Origin of the sequence: Paenibacillus sp. cl141a (assembly GCF_900109305.1) — a bacterium.
Taxonomy (GTDB): domain Bacteria; phylum Bacillota; class Bacilli; order Paenibacillales; family Paenibacillaceae; genus Paenibacillus_AQ; species Paenibacillus_AQ lautus_A.
In genome coordinates this window covers 119,817-137,703 of record NZ_FNZO01000005.1, presented here as the reverse complement: position 1 = coordinate 137,703, position 17,887 = coordinate 119,817, and the positions used below count along the sequence as shown (strand labels likewise).

General features: G+C 47.6%; 18 protein-coding genes and 1 riboswitch. Of the genes, 15 read left to right on the top strand and 3 right to left on the bottom strand.

Annotation, left to right across the window (positions count from 1 at the left end; all coding sequences use genetic code 11):
• Window positions 1–54 precede the first annotated feature (54 nt).
• Window positions 55–86, bottom strand: a riboswitch (PreQ1 riboswitch).
• Window positions 87–196: 110 nt separating this feature from the next.
• Window positions 197–901, bottom strand: a complete 705-nt coding sequence (locus BMX45_RS16030) for an AIM24 family protein (RefSeq protein ID WP_009591651.1) — start codon at window positions 899–901, stop codon at window positions 197–199.
• A 54-nt stretch (window positions 902–955) separates the two neighbouring features.
• Window positions 956–1,408 (bottom strand): cell division protein ZapB, encoded by a 453-nt coding sequence (locus BMX45_RS16025; protein ID WP_090910529.1) that lies wholly within the window; start codon window positions 1,406–1,408, stop codon window positions 956–958.
• A gap of 221 nt (window positions 1,409–1,629) precedes the next feature.
• Here BMX45_RS16025 and BMX45_RS31340 point away from each other — a divergent pair, with 221 nt between their 5' ends.
• From BMX45_RS31340 to BMX45_RS15995, 6 genes are all read left to right on the top strand, one after another.
• Window positions 1,630–1,788, top strand: a complete 159-nt coding sequence (locus tag BMX45_RS31340) for a hypothetical protein (RefSeq protein ID WP_009591751.1) — start codon at window positions 1,630–1,632, stop codon at window positions 1,786–1,788.
• Between the two features lie 224 nt (window positions 1,789–2,012).
• On the top strand, window positions 2,013–2,666 hold the full coding sequence (locus tag BMX45_RS16020; protein WP_254778097.1) for a hypothetical protein: 654 nt from the start codon (window positions 2,013–2,015) through the stop codon (window positions 2,664–2,666).
• A 183-nt stretch (window positions 2,667–2,849) separates the two neighbouring features.
• Window positions 2,850–3,581 carry a hypothetical protein gene (locus BMX45_RS16015; protein WP_090910527.1) on the top strand — a complete coding sequence of 244 codons (732 nt, stop codon included), beginning with the start codon at window positions 2,850–2,852 and terminating at the stop codon, window positions 3,579–3,581.
• A gap of 114 nt (window positions 3,582–3,695) precedes the next feature.
• Window positions 3,696–4,094, top strand: coding sequence for a helix-turn-helix transcriptional regulator (locus tag BMX45_RS16010; protein WP_009591580.1), 399 nt, complete (start codon window positions 3,696–3,698; stop codon window positions 4,092–4,094).
• 327 nt (window positions 4,095–4,421) lie between these two features.
• Window positions 4,422–5,621, top strand: coding sequence for an S-layer homology domain-containing protein (locus BMX45_RS16005; protein ID WP_090910526.1), 1,200 nt, complete (start codon window positions 4,422–4,424; stop codon window positions 5,619–5,621).
• A gap of 925 nt (window positions 5,622–6,546) precedes the next feature.
• A complete protein-coding gene (locus BMX45_RS15995; RefSeq protein WP_254778096.1) occupies window positions 6,547–9,315 on the top strand; it encodes a DUF5704 domain-containing protein in 2,769 nt (922 codons plus the stop codon).
• Between the two features lie 54 nt (window positions 9,316–9,369).
• Here BMX45_RS15995 and BMX45_RS15990 read toward each other — a convergent pair whose 3' ends face one another.
• Window positions 9,370–10,473 (bottom strand): YheC/YheD family endospore coat-associated protein, encoded by a 1,104-nt coding sequence (locus tag BMX45_RS15990; RefSeq protein WP_090910524.1) that lies wholly within the window; start codon window positions 10,471–10,473, stop codon window positions 9,370–9,372.
• Between the two features lie 283 nt (window positions 10,474–10,756).
• On the opposite strand from BMX45_RS15990, the gene BMX45_RS15985 reads away from it, so the two are divergent.
• The 9 genes from BMX45_RS15985 to BMX45_RS15945 all read left to right on the top strand — a co-directional run bounded on the left by BMX45_RS15985 (window position 10,757) and on the right by BMX45_RS15945 (window position 17,600).
• Complete coding sequence (locus tag BMX45_RS15985; RefSeq protein ID WP_090910522.1) at window positions 10,757–11,902, top strand: glycosyltransferase family 4 protein; 1,146 nt, start codon at window positions 10,757–10,759, stop codon at window positions 11,900–11,902.
• A 72-nt stretch (window positions 11,903–11,974) separates the two neighbouring features.
• Complete coding sequence (locus tag BMX45_RS15980; protein ID WP_090910520.1) at window positions 11,975–12,556, top strand: WIAG-tail domain; 582 nt, start codon at window positions 11,975–11,977, stop codon at window positions 12,554–12,556.
• Between the two features lie 241 nt (window positions 12,557–12,797).
• A complete protein-coding gene (locus BMX45_RS15975) occupies window positions 12,798–13,502 on the top strand; it encodes a glycosyltransferase family 2 protein (RefSeq protein ID WP_090910519.1) in 705 nt (234 codons plus the stop codon).
• Window positions 13,503–13,586: 84 nt separating this feature from the next.
• Window positions 13,587–13,943: a nucleoside-diphosphate sugar epimerase gene (locus BMX45_RS15970; protein ID WP_090910518.1), complete on the top strand. Its 357-nt coding sequence runs from the start codon at window positions 13,587–13,589 to the stop codon at window positions 13,941–13,943.
• A gap of 36 nt (window positions 13,944–13,979) precedes the next feature.
• Window positions 13,980–14,294 (top strand): alpha-helical endospore appendage domain-containing protein, encoded by a 315-nt coding sequence (locus BMX45_RS15965; RefSeq protein WP_090910516.1) that lies wholly within the window; start codon window positions 13,980–13,982, stop codon window positions 14,292–14,294.
• The gene (locus tag BMX45_RS15960) at window positions 14,291–14,593 is read left to right on the top strand and encodes a hypothetical protein (protein WP_090910515.1); all 303 of its coding nucleotides are present in this window, start codon (window positions 14,291–14,293) and stop codon (window positions 14,591–14,593) included. Before BMX45_RS15965 ends, BMX45_RS15960 begins: the two co-directional genes overlap by 4 nt.
• A 20-nt stretch (window positions 14,594–14,613) precedes the next feature.
• Window positions 14,614–14,910, top strand: a complete 297-nt coding sequence (locus tag BMX45_RS15955; protein WP_090910514.1) for a hypothetical protein — start codon at window positions 14,614–14,616, stop codon at window positions 14,908–14,910.
• Window positions 14,911–15,208: 298 nt separating this feature from the next.
• Window positions 15,209–16,180, top strand: coding sequence for an aminoglycoside phosphotransferase family protein (locus BMX45_RS15950; protein WP_254778095.1), 972 nt, complete (start codon window positions 15,209–15,211; stop codon window positions 16,178–16,180).
• A gap of 238 nt (window positions 16,181–16,418) precedes the next feature.
• On the top strand, window positions 16,419–17,600 hold the full coding sequence (locus BMX45_RS15945; RefSeq protein WP_090910512.1) for a phosphotransferase: 1,182 nt from the start codon (window positions 16,419–16,421) through the stop codon (window positions 17,598–17,600).
• The last annotated feature ends 287 nt before the right edge of the window (window positions 17,601–17,887 follow it).

The window sequence follows — 17,887 nt, the reverse complement described above, 5'->3', positions numbered from 1 at the left end:
AATCCGTAAAAAAACAAGCCTTATTCTTAGGGTGTAACACCGAATAAGACACGATAGTTTTTTATAGAGGGAGTTCACGAACCTCTCCCACGCACCGATGCAGGCGCATGGATTGTCTTCTGTTGTCCTTGTGACCGCATGGAGAGCCGTAAACGGCATGCGGTCCGATTACGCCCTCCATTATAACACGGCCGGATTATTTGATAAACACTCCGCCGAAGGGAATTGCTTCCCGCAGGAATCGCTTGATGATGCCTTCGTCGTTTAAATCGTTCACAAGCCGCTGATTCTGGCGTCCCGCTTGAAACAGCACATAACCGTCGCCGGTGAGCTTCCAGTGATAGTTCATGTGCTGGCTGGCCAGATGATTGCCGTATACGGTTAGATCCAGCTTAGCGGCTTCGGGGTAGGCGATGATGCTTCCGGCGTCCACATACAGCGGCTCGGTAGGATGCAGCTTGACTTTGCATACCGGGCCTTGAGTCAGAATGCCGATGCTGCCATTCCCGGAAAACTTCATCTTAATGGCATCTCGCGTGACCAGCATGTTTTTGATTTTCAGTATTCTTGTCTGCATCGTAACAAACCGGGTGTAAAAGAAAACATGACGAAAATCATAGAGCATGTCCTGCTCGCCTTCCAGCTGTATTTCATGCATGTTGAAGCCCGGGGGAAGCGCAGCCGTAAATTGGCTGGGTCCCGTAATGTCGGCACGGATCAGCTTTTTTTTGCGGTAGATGCCCTTCACGTTCATAAGTCGATCGCTGCGTCCGGAGGAGGGTCCCCGATAGGCAACGATCTGCTCGGGATGAAGGACATGCGCCGTGTCCCCCTCCGTCAAGGAGAACGTAACCGCTTGACCTGCTCCGCTGCCGGCCGCATCTTCCATTCGGATAATCATCGCCGCGCCTCCTTTTGCCTGGTTGAATGGGATGGATCTGGATAAGAGCTTGTCCTATCTCGAACGGTTCGTTCGGCGCATGCCGAATCGCAGGACGCGAATGATGACAAAGTATCCCGCAGCTAACGCCACGGCGGTAATCGCTACCGTTTTTAAACGTTCCGCCCCGCGCTTTCGTGCGGCTTCAGCCTCCTGTAACTGGCTTACCATTTGGGTTAATTGCTGGTTCTGCTCTGCAAGATTGGAGTTCTGCTCCGCGAGGGTCAGATTTTGCTGCTGCAGCCGTTCGGAAGCGATCTTGGCTTTATCAAGCTCTTGCAGGGCTTGGTTATAGTTGCTCTTAAGCTGGTTTATTTCGTCGGGGAGTCCCGTGAACTGCTGGATATTATCGTACATATTGTTGAAATAATTGGCATTGGCGGTCCGTCCTCCGGCCGGCAGCGCGATGCCTGCTACCAGCAGAATCAGAGAAAGTTGGATGAGCCTGGATTTTGACGGCTTAAACATGCGGTGTCACCACCATTCGATTATTTATAGTAAATACGAATCAGATTTCGACAGGTTTCTATTAATATATATTACCCACATTCGCATGGGAAGTGAATCCATTCGCAGCTAGGTTGTTTAACTTGCCAATGGGGCGGGTAATGTATTCAAGCAAGCGCATAGAGGCCATCCCATACGAAATGAACATAAAATGAACTAGCAGATAAAAGGAGATTACGATTATGATGAAAGATAACAACGTGAAGAAAATTATGATAACGGTGAATGGAAAGCCCGTAGGCAACGGCTTATTGATCGATAAAGTCACGTACGCACCCATTCAACGCACCGAAAGATTTATGGGAGATACGAAGTCCGCTTCGGCAGCGGTAATTGGTTAGCAGATCCCGTATATTCCAAATAAGCAGCCTTTAAAACCCGGAGAACGCTCCGGGTTTTTTTGCGTTGGTTGGCGTTTATCGATCGAAGTCGTTTTCATTCTGCTGTGGGATAGGAGTATCCTAAACAAACGGAAAATATCGTCTGAATATGACGTTTTATGGCAGAAACAGTTGCAAAATAATACATTTATGGCGTCGCACATCAATGCACTAACGACATCTCGGTGAAATACACGGCGGCAGCGGCGGAGCCGGAACATGGGCGTCCCGATTCCGCATCGGCCGGAGGCTCGCATGCCAAAACTTCATCGGCCGTTCAAGTCGATGGTCAGGTGCTGCTGAATCTATTGAAAAATCCGATGAGTGCCCTGAATATGCGGGGGGATCAAACAGGCATGATCTACGGCCTGATCGGGATGGCATCCAGCATCCTCGGTTTTTGGTTGTTCGGCCTTGGAGTCAAGCGGATGTTCTATTCCGGACTAGGCATGATGTCCGCCTTGTTAAGCGATTTCGGCATGGGGGGCCGTTTTCTTTTACTGGGATTGTTCTCAACCGTCATTCTGCTGGGTTCGTTCTGGCTTGCCGGGAACATGATGACCAAACATAAGCTCGACATGAAGGATTACATAGCCAAAATGGGCTCGTTCCAGCTGCCGTTCGGAGCGGTGCTTATCGTTAGTGGACTGCTTAGCTTCTTGTTGGTAAAGCCGGCTTTCTTCCTCCTTGTATTTGCTCTAATGACCGGATTGGCAGCAAGCAGCGCCGCCGCAATCGAGTTGTACCGGATCGGCTCAACCCAGCTGGTCAAATTCATTGGGATCGCTTTAGGGATATATGTTGTGCTGCTTGCCGTCGTCAACACCATATTATTGTAAAGGAAGAACATTCTGAGGTTAGCCGCAGATTTCCTTGTACGCGAACTGCCATAAAGCATATTCACGAAAGACCGCAGCTCATAGGGATGTGGTCTTTTTTGTCGAAATTAGAACAGGAACATATGTTCCGTGACAGTAAGATGTCCCTCTCTATTGGTACATTATTAGAAGAAGAGGAAAGAGGTGGATGTATTGCAGTCAGGCTTGTATTCGGATTATACATGGAGCCACAGTCATGTGTTCGCTGGCGGCACTAGTCAAGTCTTTCTGCTGATCGAGTGGAGGGCTGGTGTCCAGAAGCAGAAAACGCAGACCAAAGGCCTTCGTCGGCAAATAGCCGAAGAAGTCCAGCTGCACCTTCAATTAGGAGAAGGCGTTCGAGTGGAACAGATGTATGGCTGCCGAGGGGAGATTCTGAATGATCGCAACATCTCGTTGTCATTAGGCTCTTTGTCCGAAGGAAGAACCAAGCAATTGGTTCTTGAGCTGAGTGTTGGTGCTCGTCAATCGGGGGTGTATCCCATCGTTACTGCTTTATGGACTTACATGGATGTTCTGAAGCAGAAGGTGGTTTTGCAGCCGTCCCGAACGATCCCGCTTCAATTCAGCAATCATACGACATTGAGATATCGAAAAGCAGATTACCGGGTAGAGAAAGTGCTGAAATTATACCAGAATGCTTTCATCCTGGAGCAGGCAAGAGAAGAACTGGAACAGGGGAATTGGACTCAAGGTGAAGACCTGATTCGTAGACAGGCAGATGAGATGCTTTTATACGCAACCCGATTTCGAGATCCGGAATATTTAAAGGAGGCCGAGGTCCTTTATAAACTTAGTGTTCTATATAAGATTACATATCAGCAGTTTTATTCTGAAAATGCGAACTGGAAAAGGGACTTTAGACTTAAGTCATAACCAGGAAACAAGAATCCCTATATAAAAAAGGAAAAATGATATCAGGGTCGAATGTACTACTTAGCAGTCAACAAAAATATGTCTAATTTACTAGAAAGATAGGGAGAATGCCATATGACAGACCGACTGATCCGACTAATGAGAATCATTACCCTTGTACAAGCAAGACCAGGAATACTTGCTCGGGAGCTTGCCGAACGCTGTGGAACCAGTGAAAGAACCATTTATCGGGATATGGATGCCCTCAGTGCCATGCATATCCCCATCACTCACCAAGGCCGCGGCCGCGGCTATACCTTCATTGGACATTTTGCAATGTACCCCCTTGGTTTAACGGAAGAGGAGGTACAGGCATTATTTAAACTGCTGAATGTAATGGACAAAATCAAGCCGATCCTGCCGGATGAATTTGAAAGCGCTTATGAAAAGGTGTTGGCTGCTGTATATAAGCAAAGCGCGGAGAAAGCTGAAATTCAGGCAGGGGACCGGGAAGAATCCTCAACCGGTTTATAAGCACTTCCACTACATGTAACAATTAAACCTCGAACGAATGGACACAATTTCACGTGACTACTCGTCGAGGTTTTCTCATGTTTAGGGTGCATCTGCAGTCGTGAATTGAGATATTCCATAAACTAGTCAACTAGAATCAGGTTAGGAATATTATACCAAAATAGTGGATTATATGATAAAATAACTACAATTTCTCTCATTCATACAAAACTGTAATTGTTGTGTAATTGTGAGAGTTGGCGGTAGATGTCCCTAAGCAAGGGCGTAGAAAGGAGATATAAAGCAATGACATAGGGTTTATCTATAACGATATTCAGGAGGATATGCATGAAGAAGATCTTGATCAGTGTATTAACGGTGCTAACCGTGATCGTCGGAAGCTTGAATTCGGCCGTGGCGGAGACGGCCCAAGACAATACGGTCGACAAAGCGATGGAGTCTCGTGAGACCGCGGCTGTCCAGTTTACGGATATTCAGGGCCACTGGGCCCAGGCAGCTATTCAAGATGCGGTACAACGAGGTTATGTGGATGGGTACCCGGATAGAAGATTCCTGCCTAACCAACAGGTATCCCGAGCGGAATTCATCAAAATGGCGGTGTCGGCCCTGAAGCTTGAGGCAGCTTCTACAAGTTCAGGTTCCTGGTATGCTCCTTACGTGACGGCGGCAGAATCGGCAGGGATCTATAAAGCCGGCGATTATGCCGACGGTAACCTGACTCAACGGATGACGCGTGAAGAGATGTCCAAACTGGCGGTAAAAGCACTGGGGTACAAAAATGTGGAGGACAAGCAGTGGATGTATCTTGCATCCAAGGACGGCATCATATCCGGGACCGCCCCGGGCGTAATATCACCAACGGGCGCTACCACAAGAGCTCAAGCGATTGCGGTCATTGAGCGACTGCTTCAAGTAAAAGGCGGCAAGGAGCTTCCCGTGGATAAATATGCAGTAGCTGCTGCTGAGGTGTATTGGCACAAGACGAATATTTTCTCGGTGGCACCGGAGATTTTTAATGGGCCAGATAATCATAACAAAACAGGAATAAATTCTTGGAAAGTCTCGAATCTAAAATTCTCTGGTAAAGATGGTACCACAATACAGGTAGAAGAGCTTTTAGCAATTGATTGGAATGACCCAAGAGATCCAAATAGAATCATACTTCCATCAAAAAATAAACTCTCATATAGAACTTATAATGGGGATTGGGTAAAATTTTCTGATGATCTCAAATGTTATGTTGTTGTTGTTAAAGCTCGTATAGTAATTAATAAAAATCCAAAAGGTTACCCTATTTCAGATCGTGTAAATCTTCAAATTCATGGTTACAATGGTGTTCCTACTGGAAATAGTCTCATAGTACCTTCAGTTATTCAATCGAATGATTCTAGCAAAAATATATTTGGACTTGTTATTCCAAAAGAGAAATTCAGTACAGACGGATCTATCAGAGTTTCAATAGAGTCTATTTCAGCAGGGGCACCGATCATAAGTCAAGTCCTTTCTAGATCAATATTGATAAAGTAGGAGGACTTTGAAGATGTTGCGAGCTTTTTCATTATTGGTGCCATTTATTTTGTTATTTAACATTATTATATTTGATCCAATTGAAATAGTTGCGGCCGGGGAGATATCAGAGAGTATCAATTATGAAATGCTCAAAGATCCTGATGATTATGAATACGGGGGGTATTTATTTTCGGATAAAAAGCAGTTATCTACAAAGTCCATCTCTGTTACTGCTCCTCCAGGAAAAATAATTAAAAAATTAGAGTGGGTTGATAAAAGTACTGGGACAACTATACGTTCATTTGTAGACTTTACCCCGGGCGTAAACAAATGGATAAATAAAACTGATACTTTAAGTGGTAGTAAAACAATGGTCCGATCAGAAGAAAACACAAATTATGGAGGGGTATATTATTGGGATCGTTGGTCCATTTTTGATGCAGGTAACTGGTATGGGAAACATTGGAGGGCATCGGGAGGTGCTGTAAGTAAGAGAGACAGTAGAGGTTGTGATGACTCAGCCGCAACTGAAAATGTTCAAGGTAACTTACTTCCGAAGTATCCAAACTGCACAGATGATGCACTTGAAGCAAAAATCCCACGAACTAAACCATTTTATGTTATTGACGCTAACTCCCCTTTCTATAGTCAATGGATTCGAGATGGTGGGATTTCAAAAGAAGAGGTTGAGGCTACTAATGTTAAGGTTGATAGAAATTCTTTAATTGTTAGTGGGGGTGTTCCTACTGATACAGGCTATGCTGATGCAAGTACTTTGCCAAAGTCAGGCGCACTTGTAAATGTTACTGATTTAAATTTAATAACTATTAATTTTAGTCAATCATTTAACAATGATAAATATCATCATTATTGGGCAAATCCTGGTGCCAAGCAGGTGTTTTATTTTAACAAGTTTTATGCAGATTTCACATCTTACACCTACGTGTACAAAGACAAACTCCTCCGAGCCACCTTTGCAGATGGAACATCAAGCCTGGACATTACCGGTCCGACCTGTGTTCCACCGGCCGGTACCATTCAACTTACAGCGAAATTAACGAAGGTAGACGGAAGTACATACAATCTGCAAAGACACGATAAGTTGACTTGGCGAAGCTCGGATAACGGCATCATGTCCGTGAACGCTTCCGGTGTGGTTACAGCCGTGGCAACGACGGGGCAAGCGACGATTACGGCTCATTTTAAGGACACGGCCCAAGCCCTGGACGAAACCGACGATGCCATGATTCAGGTCGGTACAGGGGCATCGTGCGGTAATAACGGAGGAGGAGGCGGCGGTGGAGATGGAGGCTCAGGCGGTCCGCCCAACACATGCGGGATCCAAATCGGTGCTGCGAGAAAGGGAACCGTTACTTCGCACACGGTAATGGACCCCGTGGCAACGGGCGTTATTAAGGCGGATAACCGGGATTCAGAAAAGTTTGATGTTCTGGACGGGATACCGACTTCGGAATCCCTGTACGTCAATGTGTTTGGCCTTAATTATCTGTACAAGAACCAATGGGCGAACATGACGGGGGAGATCACCTACACCGTTCCCGTCAAAAAAACATATCTTCTCACCTGGACGATCCCGGGAACGCCAAGCTCAGGACCGGATGATCCCGGCACGCCCGATGAACCTATGGAAGAAGAGGTTCCGGTAGAAGAACAGGTGACGATAACGAGGCCGTACTCCTACTGGCAAATCGATAACCTGGAGGTTTATAAGCTTTCCAAAACGACTGTCAGCAACTATGCTTTACCAGGCGGTTCGGTGAGCCTTACTCCAGCCGGTTACACACCTCCGGTTCTTACGTCTGATCACAGCGCGAGTCTTGCCGATCATGTGGAGCCTGCTTCATGCGAAGAAGTGGATTTAGGCACGGAAACCGTTTCAGGCGGTTCAAGCAGACCGGCGGTGCCGACAACGGATTTTACGTCCGCAGCCGAGTCGGCCGTGGGCCAAAACCAGGTAAGAAACGATAAAGTCTTGTTTAACGGATCTACCGTCATGAGTGACAGCTGGGCACAGGGAACGGCGCCATCGCCAGGGATTATCCCTCCGGCTGCGACGATTCAAAGAGACGTATTGTACGGTAGAAACTATCTTATCAGCAGTACGCTGTTGAATAAAGCGAATACGGTGAGCAACGGTACGATTGATTACGAGCTCATCCCGGGCAACATTAATGGCGGGTCCCATCAAACGTTCCCGGTCAACGCCATAAACACCGTCACCGTCCACACCCCGGTCGTCAACTATTCCTCCGTAACGGATGATCAGGCCCACAACCAGAAGACGACCCCCAATCCGAATCGGTCTGCCTTCATCTTGGATCGGCCGTTTACGGTACGCATCCCTACCTCGGGCCAGCATCGGAACATTCAGGGATACGGAAACCGGGACTATACGAAGTATGTAAGATCGAAGCAGGTTTATTTTCCGTTTGATGTGTACAGCAGCGACAAGCGCACCTTCTATCCAAAAGACACCTGGATCACGATCCCGACGGCACAGCTGGACACGGAGTTTTTTCTGCCGGTGTGGGTAGATGAGGGCGATTACCAGGTGTACTTCCGTACGATTGCGGAGAACGCGCCGCCCGACTATACGACGCAGCCCGATGCCAACACGAATTTATCCCACCATGTGGCTACCGATATAGAACCTGTGGAAGTGATCGGGCGCGTATATGATTTTCATATCACGGATATTGCCGATTATAACTGGGAGACGGTCTTCCGCAAACAAAAAGGGAATGCGTCACCAAGCGGGGCGTCCTATTGGACAGGACTCCGCGGCATTGACGGCGAGGCCCGGGGGAACGCGCTGCCTTATACGCTTCCCATCGCTCCGGGCAAGCATCCGGCGCAGGGGTATAAGAATGCGGCCGTGAAGACAGGATACCATTTCAAATTCGATTTGAAGACGAAGGGCAATATGTTCGGGGCGCAGGACGGCATTTCGGTTACGCCGAGCTTTTATTTCGTGAATAAAGACGGCAGCGGACGTCAGCCTGTCGATCTGTATTACCACAGTGGAGACCGGAAGTTCATTCGCATCGGTTCCCCGCAGGATACTGAGAAGCGTTACGTCATTCTGAATGAAAGGCTGCGCAATGTACCCCAAGAGGAACTGCAGGATACCGCCTCGTATCTATACAACTACGGTGGAGCGCCGGCGGGAATCTCCCCGGCAGCCTACGCGAAGCAGTATATGGAGAAGATCAGCAAGAGTAAGACCTGGGTTGGCCGGCTCGACTGGATGCTGCTGCCGTCCGGCATTCGAACGCTGATCGGGCCAAAGTCGGGGCTGCCAACCTCCGTTGACGGAGAGCGGGCCAACGCCGCTGTTCAGCGCTGGTACGGTGAATACAGTCTTCCCGCCGACGTCTATGTGGTGAAGAAAGGAACGGATCTGGCAGCTTATGGGCGAAGTAACCGACTGGACGAGAAGTCCTCTGTATTTCTCAAGAAGGGGTATATCGTGGTCAATTTCAACATCGAGACGATCCGAGAGGGCAATACGGCCAAGCCCCATCTGCAATACATTCACGCACCGCTCATGAATCAGTGGCAGCTTGAAGGGTACAGCCGAACCTATACCGATCCGTATGGCAAGAGATTCACGCTGCTGGACGGGGATATCGTATTTTACCATGCGGATCAATCCAGTAAAGGGGATTTCAAATCCCAGGTGCCTCATTAAAATCGTCATAAACCAGCCTCTCCCCGTTCACAGGGGAAGGCTGGTTTTTTCCATTCAATAATGCGGCCAGACCCCATTATCATAAAGATACCGGGCAAAAGCCATCGGATTGTAGTACGAATATTTCCAAACTTCCTCCATTCCGGCTTCCCGAAATCCATAACGTTGATCGCAGCCGTTGCATTCAATGAAATAGATCTTTCCATTCTCGGTAATGCCGACATCCATTCCAAAATCAGCTGCGTACGGAATATACAAGGACAGCGTCTTGGCGACATGGAGGGAAAACTCGGCAATTCGTTCTATGGTAAGTCCTACAGGCAAGTCAGGCATGCAGCGGGCGAGTATGTCCGGGACCCGATAGGCTGAGCCGCCTTGAGCTATGTTGGAGACAAACGTTCGTGGAGCCGATGTTTTGGCGAACATCCCGGCGACCTCCCAGCGCCCGCTTCCCCCGCGCTGTACGGTAACTCGGATATCAAAGGGGCGGTCATCATATTCGGCAAGCGGTATGCGCTGTTGTACAACGAATGGAGCTTGCCTAATCCGCTGATAGATCAGAGGATGGAGCTTTCCGGGCGGCAAGGTAACCGTTCTCCAGCCCTTGGCCGACGGGGATGAGCGGGAGTAAGTGAATTGACTGCGTAAAGAGTTACCTTTTAATCGCATAATCCCAACCCCGATGCTTCCGTTGCATGGTTTTAGAACGAGATCCCCGTGCTGGTTCAACATGGAGCGAATCGAGGCAGGGGTAGCTTCTACCGTATGAGGCAGGGAGGGTAATATCCCCTGGTCCTGTTCCAGCATATGATGTATAACGTTTTTACCGTAACGCGTACGCCCGTTATAAACGAATACCCCGCGCTTGATCAGTTGGTCAATCAGCGCCTGCTCCTGCTTTTTATGATAAATAGCCCGCATATGAATAACGCGTGGGATGGGAATATGCACTTGTGAATATCCAGCTGGAGCCGGAACAAAACCAGTCACCTTTCCAGTCTCTAGTGAAATATGATGGATTGTAAAAAAACAAGGAACCAACCCATTCATGGCAGCAGCTTCTTCGTAGTTGGTCAGTGATTCAGTGCCGATTCTCCCGCTGGAAATTCTGCGATACGTATTGTTGTTGAGCAGAATGCCGACATATTCCAGATGCATGGTCACCCTCCTTGTCACCATAATCCTGTAGTCTTTGTACCATATCGTATGCGTGAGGATGATTGTCCCGGATGGACGGGTGTCGCCCGTGGTTGGCCTATTATTTATCGGGAATTAGTCACCAACAGGCCATGATCCGGTATATGTTAAGGTATCTGACCATACAAATGAACAGGTATGCGCATTTTGGATATGGCAACGAAACACTATGGGTCAAGGGGGAACCTTTGATATATCAGTAGGTGTTTTTCATATAGATAAGATGTGAGAAGGATGTGGAGTTATGGGTTTGCGGAAGGTGGCGGTTGTGACGCCGGGATCGTTTGTCATTCCATCGGGGAGGAGCAGCTCCGTCGAGCGGGTAGTAGAGCAGACCATTCCATTAGCACAGGGTGCCATGGATGTTCGCATATTCGGAGTGCTGGGGAAAGGGCTCCCCTCAAAAGACACGATCAACGGCGTTCCGTGCTACCGCCTGCCATCTGGAACGAATTATTATCCTTCCTTGCTGCGGAGGCTTCAGAAATGGAGACCGGATATTATCGAAGTTCACAATCGGCCACTGCTGGCGCAGCGCCTCAAAATGCATCTGCCGGACGTGAAAATCGTATTGAATCTTCACTCCAATACATTTATTTCGCCCCCGTGTATGAGCGAGCAGCGTTTTGGGACCATTGCTCGCTGGATGGACGGCATTGTGGTGAACAGCCGTTTCCTGCTGGAGGATATCACTTCAAAACATGCTGGGCTTCTGGAGAAGATCACGATTAATCATCTTGGCGTGAGTCTTGATCATTTTACTCCTGCATTCAGTCCTGCTGCCAAGGCACTTAGAGAGGCAAAGCTGGCTCATTACGGATGGAGCGGACGGCGAATCATCCTGTTTGCGGGACGGCTCATCCCTGACAAAGGGGTTCACCATCTGATTGCCGCATTGCCTCATATCATTGACAAGCATCCGGATGTTCTTTTGCTTATTATCGGGAGTGCGGCCTACGGATCCGATCGGGAAACCGCATATGTACGGGAATTGAAAAGAATGGCCGAACCTTATGCCCAATGGGTATTTTTCCGCCCCTTTATCCCTTATCCCGCAATTGCAGACTGGTATTCGCTTGCCGATATTGTGGTTGTCCCCTCAGCGCCGAGGGAAGCCTTTGGGCTCGTGAACGTGGAAGCCATGGCAGCAGGAGTTCCCGTCATCGCTGCGGATGCAGGCGGTATCCCCGAGATCGTGGAGAACGGTGTGACGGGTTACTTGGTTCAAAGGGATGATTTTCCTGGCGGGCTTGCCGAACGGATTAACGGATTGCTTCAGGACGAGAATCTGCGCACCCGAATCGGGATGGCTGGTCGTGAAACGGTGCGTCAGCGTTTCAGATGGGATCATACGGCAGAACGATGGGCTAACCTGATGCAAACCATCTAACCGACTGTGGCAGTAGCCCTTTCTCTTGAATAGGATGAAGGTAACGATTAGAAGCAGAGGAGAGAGCTGACAGTGAACAAAGCCAGAAGGATCACCAGGATAAGAAGGGGAAGGCCCTTTCGGCGGTACGATGGCTATAATAAAAAGATAGCCATCAGAGGAACTTCCGGCAAGTGGTCAGATTTAGAGAATGACGTGATGGATCACGCGTTGGCTGATGATGTAATCAGTGCTTCCCATCTGCAGCATCGCAGCGTAAGAAGTGAAGCGATTGAGGATTATGCCGTACACAGTATTCATCTGTCATCCGAATCCATTATTTCTTCCAAACTAGCCCTTGAATCGGTTCAACCGAGTCATCTTTCCTTTAATCCGGTTCAAGGGATTCCTGATATGCCTTTACTTCAGCAGTTTGGATGTTTCCCCTTCATCTTTTCTGATGAACAAGAAACGATCGAAATTACAATACCGCTTCAGACCTCCTATCAAGATGAACATTATGTAGTGGTGGCATCGTGCAGTGATCCGGTGTTTCAAGCTGGCATTCGAAAACGGCAGCATGCGGAGGTAGCCATCGGAATTACACGGCCGGCAGGCACTATGATCTCAGAAGGCTGGCTGTACTGGATCTCAATAGGCCGGACGGCAACATAATGGATAAGAAGGATGGGGGAGCGTGATTCCACCCATCCTTTTTAGTAACAGAGGGAATTCAAGAAAGTGTTGTTTACATATGGAAGATGATCATACGATTTAGAGAATGGAATGGTCCCTGTGGATGCCGTCACGAAGCGAGAAAGTCAACATACAATAGAAATGAATTGCCAAATGATTATTCGGTCCTCACGCAGTGATGAGAAACGGGAGGCGGAATGTATATGAAGGACTTTTTACGATGAAGAGACGCGGCACTCGCTTACGGACATCTTTATCGGCGACTCTTCCCAAAGCTGATCCGGTTGAAGGACGGAAGGATGGATTTATCGTTGGCTATTCTTATGGCGTTCAACACGGACAAAAAAACGGAGAAGCCTCATTTGAGGGCATCAGCATCATCATCCCCCTTCATGATTCTAACGAAGATGCCATTGGCAAGATCAGAAGAATCGAAGCCTTAACGCCGCATCCATATGAGCTGCTCATAGCTGATGCCGGCTCCTCGGAAGGAACCAGGCAATATGTGCGCGGCCGGATCGGAGCGGTACGACACATTATGGAGAGAAGTGGTCAAGGCGCAGCGGTTGTTCTTAATAAGGCGCTTCGTGCTGCACACGGGAAGAGGTTAGTTATTCTATATGGCTGTACACCTGTTATGGATAACTGGATCGGCGGTCTGATGGATGAGCTGGAACATGCACCCGCTATCAAAACGGTTTGCGTGAGTTTTGCCCAATCAGGAACCCCCGTACTTCCCAGGGATGAAGCGGATACCCATAATCGGTTAAATGCGTGCTGTGCTCTGTTCCGTCCCGAGCTGTTAACGGAGGTTGGAGGACTGGATGAGGGGCTCCCATCCTTACAGGAAAGCATAAGCGAATGGTTAGGACGTGTTCCGCAGCAATATAGAACGATGCTGTCGGCTAAGGATCTATTCACCTGATTCGAAGGACGGCATTATTCATGGCACCAGGAAGCTTGTCGAAGCATATGTTGAAAAATATGATGAGCGAAGGAGAGTTATGTCGTGGAGAAAAAAATAGATGATATGGTCGAATACCTATCGCACTCCCAGCAGCAATTAGCGCGCATTCTAGAAGCTCAGCGTCACGCAGCAGTCCGCATGGCTCAAATTATACATTCCTTACCCAATCATGAAATCCAAGCCTCCGAAGAACCGAATTCACGAGGAGGATCATCGTTAGGAGGACCATCGTTAGGGGGGCAATTATTAGGAGGCCGGTCGTCAGGATCCCAGGTGGAACAAGTCAATAGCAGCATTGCTGCTTATTTGAACGCCATGGCTGACCTGCAACAAACATCGGCAGACAGTTTGGAAATCGTAATGAAAGAGCTTAGAGCGACCGAGCAAGGCGAAGAATAAATGGGATCCGACTTCGTTGGTTAAGGGGGAATGTATGTGAGTAAAGAGGAATCGTTCATGCGGATTCTCGATGCATCCGTGACTATTCAATATAATACCTATCTCATTCTTCAAGGGAAAGCGGTAGAAGCCGAAAAGGTTTGTCAATGGGTCTTGACTCAATATCCTCGTTCCAAGGGAGAGTTGAAGGATTCGTTATCCATTCACGAACAAATTGTCGAGCAAATCGAGGGCTTGACGAAAATAGGCTCCGGTCTGTGCCGGAATCTGCGGATTATTCTCGGAACGGACGCTGAACAAGATGATGCCCTGGGATTTGATGCATTCGATTTCGGAGATACGGACTCATGATCACGCGCATACAACGGGAACATGAGGCCAAGATTGCTATGGTATCATCCATTGCTAGAAGCCAGCAAGCGCTGGCGAGTATTTTGGAAAGTATCGCAGAGGTGACGGCACATTCCGAAACAACCGCGCGCACGCTTGCGGAGAATATTCGGCTGCTTGTCGGCTATCAATCCGTGATGGCTGAAATGTTGACAGGCATTCCGTTAAATCGGTACAAATTAGGCAGTCCGGCATCGCCCTGGATAACATCCGAATGCCAGCTATTTTACAACGAAGCCGGGTTAGAAGCTACGAACTGAACCTAGCAGGAGGATTCGGCATGAACACGGCATTAACGGTTAGGAATCATCGTAAGGCTTCACCCATGGCACGGAAAAAGTCATTCGCAAAAGGGCTGAGGAGCCAAAAGTCATCGGCAACCAAACGCCGCTATGGCAAGCCAGGCAAGCGCCATCGGGCTGGCGGCCGCTACAGCTCCAGATCAGAGGCCGGCAGATCCCGGCCTTTATCCCACCCAATCCATGACAAAGGGTATGATCATTCCTACATGGAAGATTTTAAAGCCGGATTTGCGAAAGGTTATGAAGATGGGAGACAGGCTGTTACCTTAGTCTAGACGATACAGCAGCATTCTATATAACTAAGGCTGAAGAACGATCCCGTTTACAGAACAAAATTATGGAAGAACCCCGCGGACCAATTTGAGCCTGAGCACATTTCCGTTTGGTAGGCGAATGAATGGATTTGTATCGCTATGTTCGACATACGATGGTTAAAAGCGAAAAATGGGGTGAGGACTAATGAGTCGAACCAGCAGAATAGACAAGCGATTCATTCGAAGAACATGCCGTAAGATGGGTTTCTCCAAATCATTCAAGTCCTTTGGCACCGAAGCGAGATGGGTTCATCAAACTATGGAATGTTTAAAAGACTCCTACAAAAGCAGCATATGGAAACTTGAAATTGAACATAACCAAAAGCGCGTTCCCGTTATTCTTAAAATTTCGAAACCGCTCAAAAAAGACCGGCCGGAAAGCACGGTTGAGAAAAACATGTACCGTAAAGGAAAAAAAGTGCTTCAACCGTTCATGCCACTGGTCTATAAGACCAAACGAAATATGAACGGACGCGATTTGTGGGTGTTCATGGAATACATTGAGCCTCTTAAAGGGCGGGTTCAGTATAATCCGGATCATTTTGACAAAATCATTCCGACATTAGCGAAGCTCCACTCCTCTACGATAAATGAACGCTTTATACAATATGAGGGACTATTCGGTGATTGGCTGCCTCGATATAATTCCAATGTTATGAGACAAGAAAGAAAAAACATAAATAAGTTAACCTTATTTTATTTAGATGAAGCGATGAAAAACAGCAAGTTGAAAGATATGATTAATCCATATTACTCACTCGTGAAGGGCCTGCTGCAGAGAGGGCCGGATTATTTCCCGGAGGTCGTTCATGAAGGCTGCTGCATTATCCATGGAGATCTTCACACTGCAAACATAGCGGCCAACAATGTTAAGGAGAAGTCGTGGAAAATCAAGTTTATCGATTGGGAAGGCGCAAAATATGCCCCGTGCTGGTTTGATCTCGTCAATTTGATCGGGGTTTTCTTGGCATACCGCCGAGAATGGGGGGATCAGGAAGAGGATATAACCCGCCGCTGCGTTCAATTGTATTCGAGTGAAATGAGAAAGCACGGAGTTATCTTTAATACGGATCCACTAAAACTGTATCAGATGGCATTTTTAAAACGAATACTCGAGAAAGGGCTGTATCTGCAGCTGAATTGGGCTGTTACCGGAAAAAAAGAGGCGAAGCTGCTGCCGGCGTATTTAGAAAAAATCAAGGTTTTAGGAAAACAGTTGGAGCTTTATTAGCGCTAGAAATATTCAATCCTATGAATACGAAGTTGATGACTGCTCGGATAGCCCGTGTGTTCTGCGGGTTATTTTGCGTTGCTTTACAATGTTTATCCAGCGCCCATCCGCATAAAGATCCGATTATTTGCAGGATGTAAAATCGTGTATACGGAATGTTAAATCGCGTTTTTTTAATGTCATGTCGGAGGTCCTCCACATAGGATATAAAAGGAATACGGAGTGGAGGATCGCGGATATGGTGAAAACAGGAAATTCGGAAGGGTTCGAGCAAGGTCGTGCGGATGGATTTAAAAAGGGAAGAGAAGATGGATATAATAAAGGGCTTGAGGATGCACAAGCCTTATTGGCAAACCCGCCTCTTAACGATATAAGTCTGAAGTGGCGGGAGCTTGGATGCGCTGATCAGATTGCAAGCCATTTCGGATCTTCCGTGGTTTTGAACGACGGAAATATGGAGTGTTTGAAAGAAACATTCAAGAGTGCAATCTGGAAACTCGAAATTACGGCAAACGGACAAAAATATCCAATGATTTTAAAGATATTCAAAGCACCCGTGAACGAACAGAAACTTATCGAGTTAAACATGTACCGAAAAGCAACCCGTATTTTATCGGATCTGATACCTAACATCTATCTGATCGTGGAAGGTATGAATGGTGAGGATGTATGGGTGTTCATGGAATTCGTCCCTCAAGTAAAGGGTCAGGTTATCTTTACACCTGATTATTTCGACCGGATTATCCCTTCCTTGGCGAAACTTCACGCGCTAACCTATAACGACAATTTTTATAGTCATTGGGAAACGTTCGAGGAATGGCTCCCGCTTTACGATTCCCCCGCCTCAACGCAAGAACGCCAGAAGACGCATCAAAGGACATTAGAATATCTGGATAAGGCAATGGAACGTCCCGAATTAAAGGCGAGGCTGGAGTCTAGCTACGCTAATGTCCGTACCATGTTACAAAAGGGACCTATTTATTTTCCCGAACTTCTGCAGGCAGGTAAAAGCATCATTCACAATGATCTGCAAACACCGAATATCGGCTGCCATAATGTTGCCGAAGAGAACTGGAACATTAAGTTTATCGATTGGGAAGGTGCACGTTTCTCACCTTGCTGGTTCGATATGTTTAATTTAATGGGGGTGTTTTTTGCATACCGCAAGGACTGGAGAGGCGACGAATATGCCGTAATTGAACGCTGTGCGCCTTTATATGCCGCAGAAATGCTCAAATATGGAATTCGGTTCGATACGGACCCGGTTACGTTGTACAAAATGGCCTATTTGCAGCGCGTTTTGGAACGCAGCTTGTTCCAGCAGCTTTTTTGGGGCGTGGAGGATCTGAAGACGGTTCATTTATTGGATCATTATTTAGAAAGAATCAATGTGTGGGGTAAGGAGCTCGGGTTATATTAATGCCAATGGCTTTAGCGGGATAGGGATCCGGGAGTATCAGAAACATTGGCATGATGGCCAGGTCAAAGCTCTGAAAACAGGAGGGAGGTATAGGAATGAATCATGTGTTAACCCGATTAGATTTAGCGGATTCTCTGCTGTGCTCCCTTCCCTCCAGGAGTCGGATTGCAGGAAGCCCGAAGCTTCCAAGCATTCGAACCTTCCGAATACGAGTTGACAGAACGATGCCCTTTGAGTTTGTTGCCAATTTGATGTCTCCGTTTTGCGGATTATGGGAGGCTGATGTC

Bases quoted from the DNA above. Each gene is read 5' to 3' on its own strand.
- BMX45_RS16030 (WP_009591651.1), bottom strand. From the start codon at position 901: ATGATTATCCGAATGGAAGATGCGGCCGGCAGCGGAGCAGGTCAAGCG.
- BMX45_RS16025 (WP_090910529.1), bottom strand. From the start codon at position 1,408: ATGTTTAAGCCGTCAAAATCCAGGCTCATCCAACTTTCTCTGATTCTG.
- BMX45_RS31340 (WP_009591751.1), top strand. From the start codon at position 1,630: ATGATGAAAGATAACAACGTGAAGAAAATTATGATAACGGTGAATGGA.
- BMX45_RS16010 (WP_009591580.1), top strand. From the start codon at position 3,696: ATGACAGACCGACTGATCCGACTAATGAGAATCATTACCCTTGTACAA.
- BMX45_RS16005 (WP_090910526.1), top strand. From the start codon at position 4,422: ATGAAGAAGATCTTGATCAGTGTATTAACGGTGCTAACCGTGATCGTC.
- BMX45_RS15990 (WP_090910524.1), bottom strand. From the start codon at position 10,473: ATGCATCTGGAATATGTCGGCATTCTGCTCAACAACAATACGTATCGC.
- BMX45_RS15985 (WP_090910522.1), top strand. From the start codon at position 10,757: ATGGGTTTGCGGAAGGTGGCGGTTGTGACGCCGGGATCGTTTGTCATT.
- BMX45_RS15975 (WP_090910519.1), top strand. From the start codon at position 12,798: ATGAAGAGACGCGGCACTCGCTTACGGACATCTTTATCGGCGACTCTT.
- BMX45_RS15960 (WP_090910515.1), top strand. From the start codon at position 14,291: ATGATCACGCGCATACAACGGGAACATGAGGCCAAGATTGCTATGGTA.
- BMX45_RS15955 (WP_090910514.1), top strand. From the start codon at position 14,614: ATGAACACGGCATTAACGGTTAGGAATCATCGTAAGGCTTCACCCATG.
- BMX45_RS15950 (WP_254778095.1), top strand. From the start codon at position 15,209: ATGGAATGTTTAAAAGACTCCTACAAAAGCAGCATATGGAAACTTGAA.
- BMX45_RS15945 (WP_090910512.1), top strand. From the start codon at position 16,419: ATGGTGAAAACAGGAAATTCGGAAGGGTTCGAGCAAGGTCGTGCGGAT.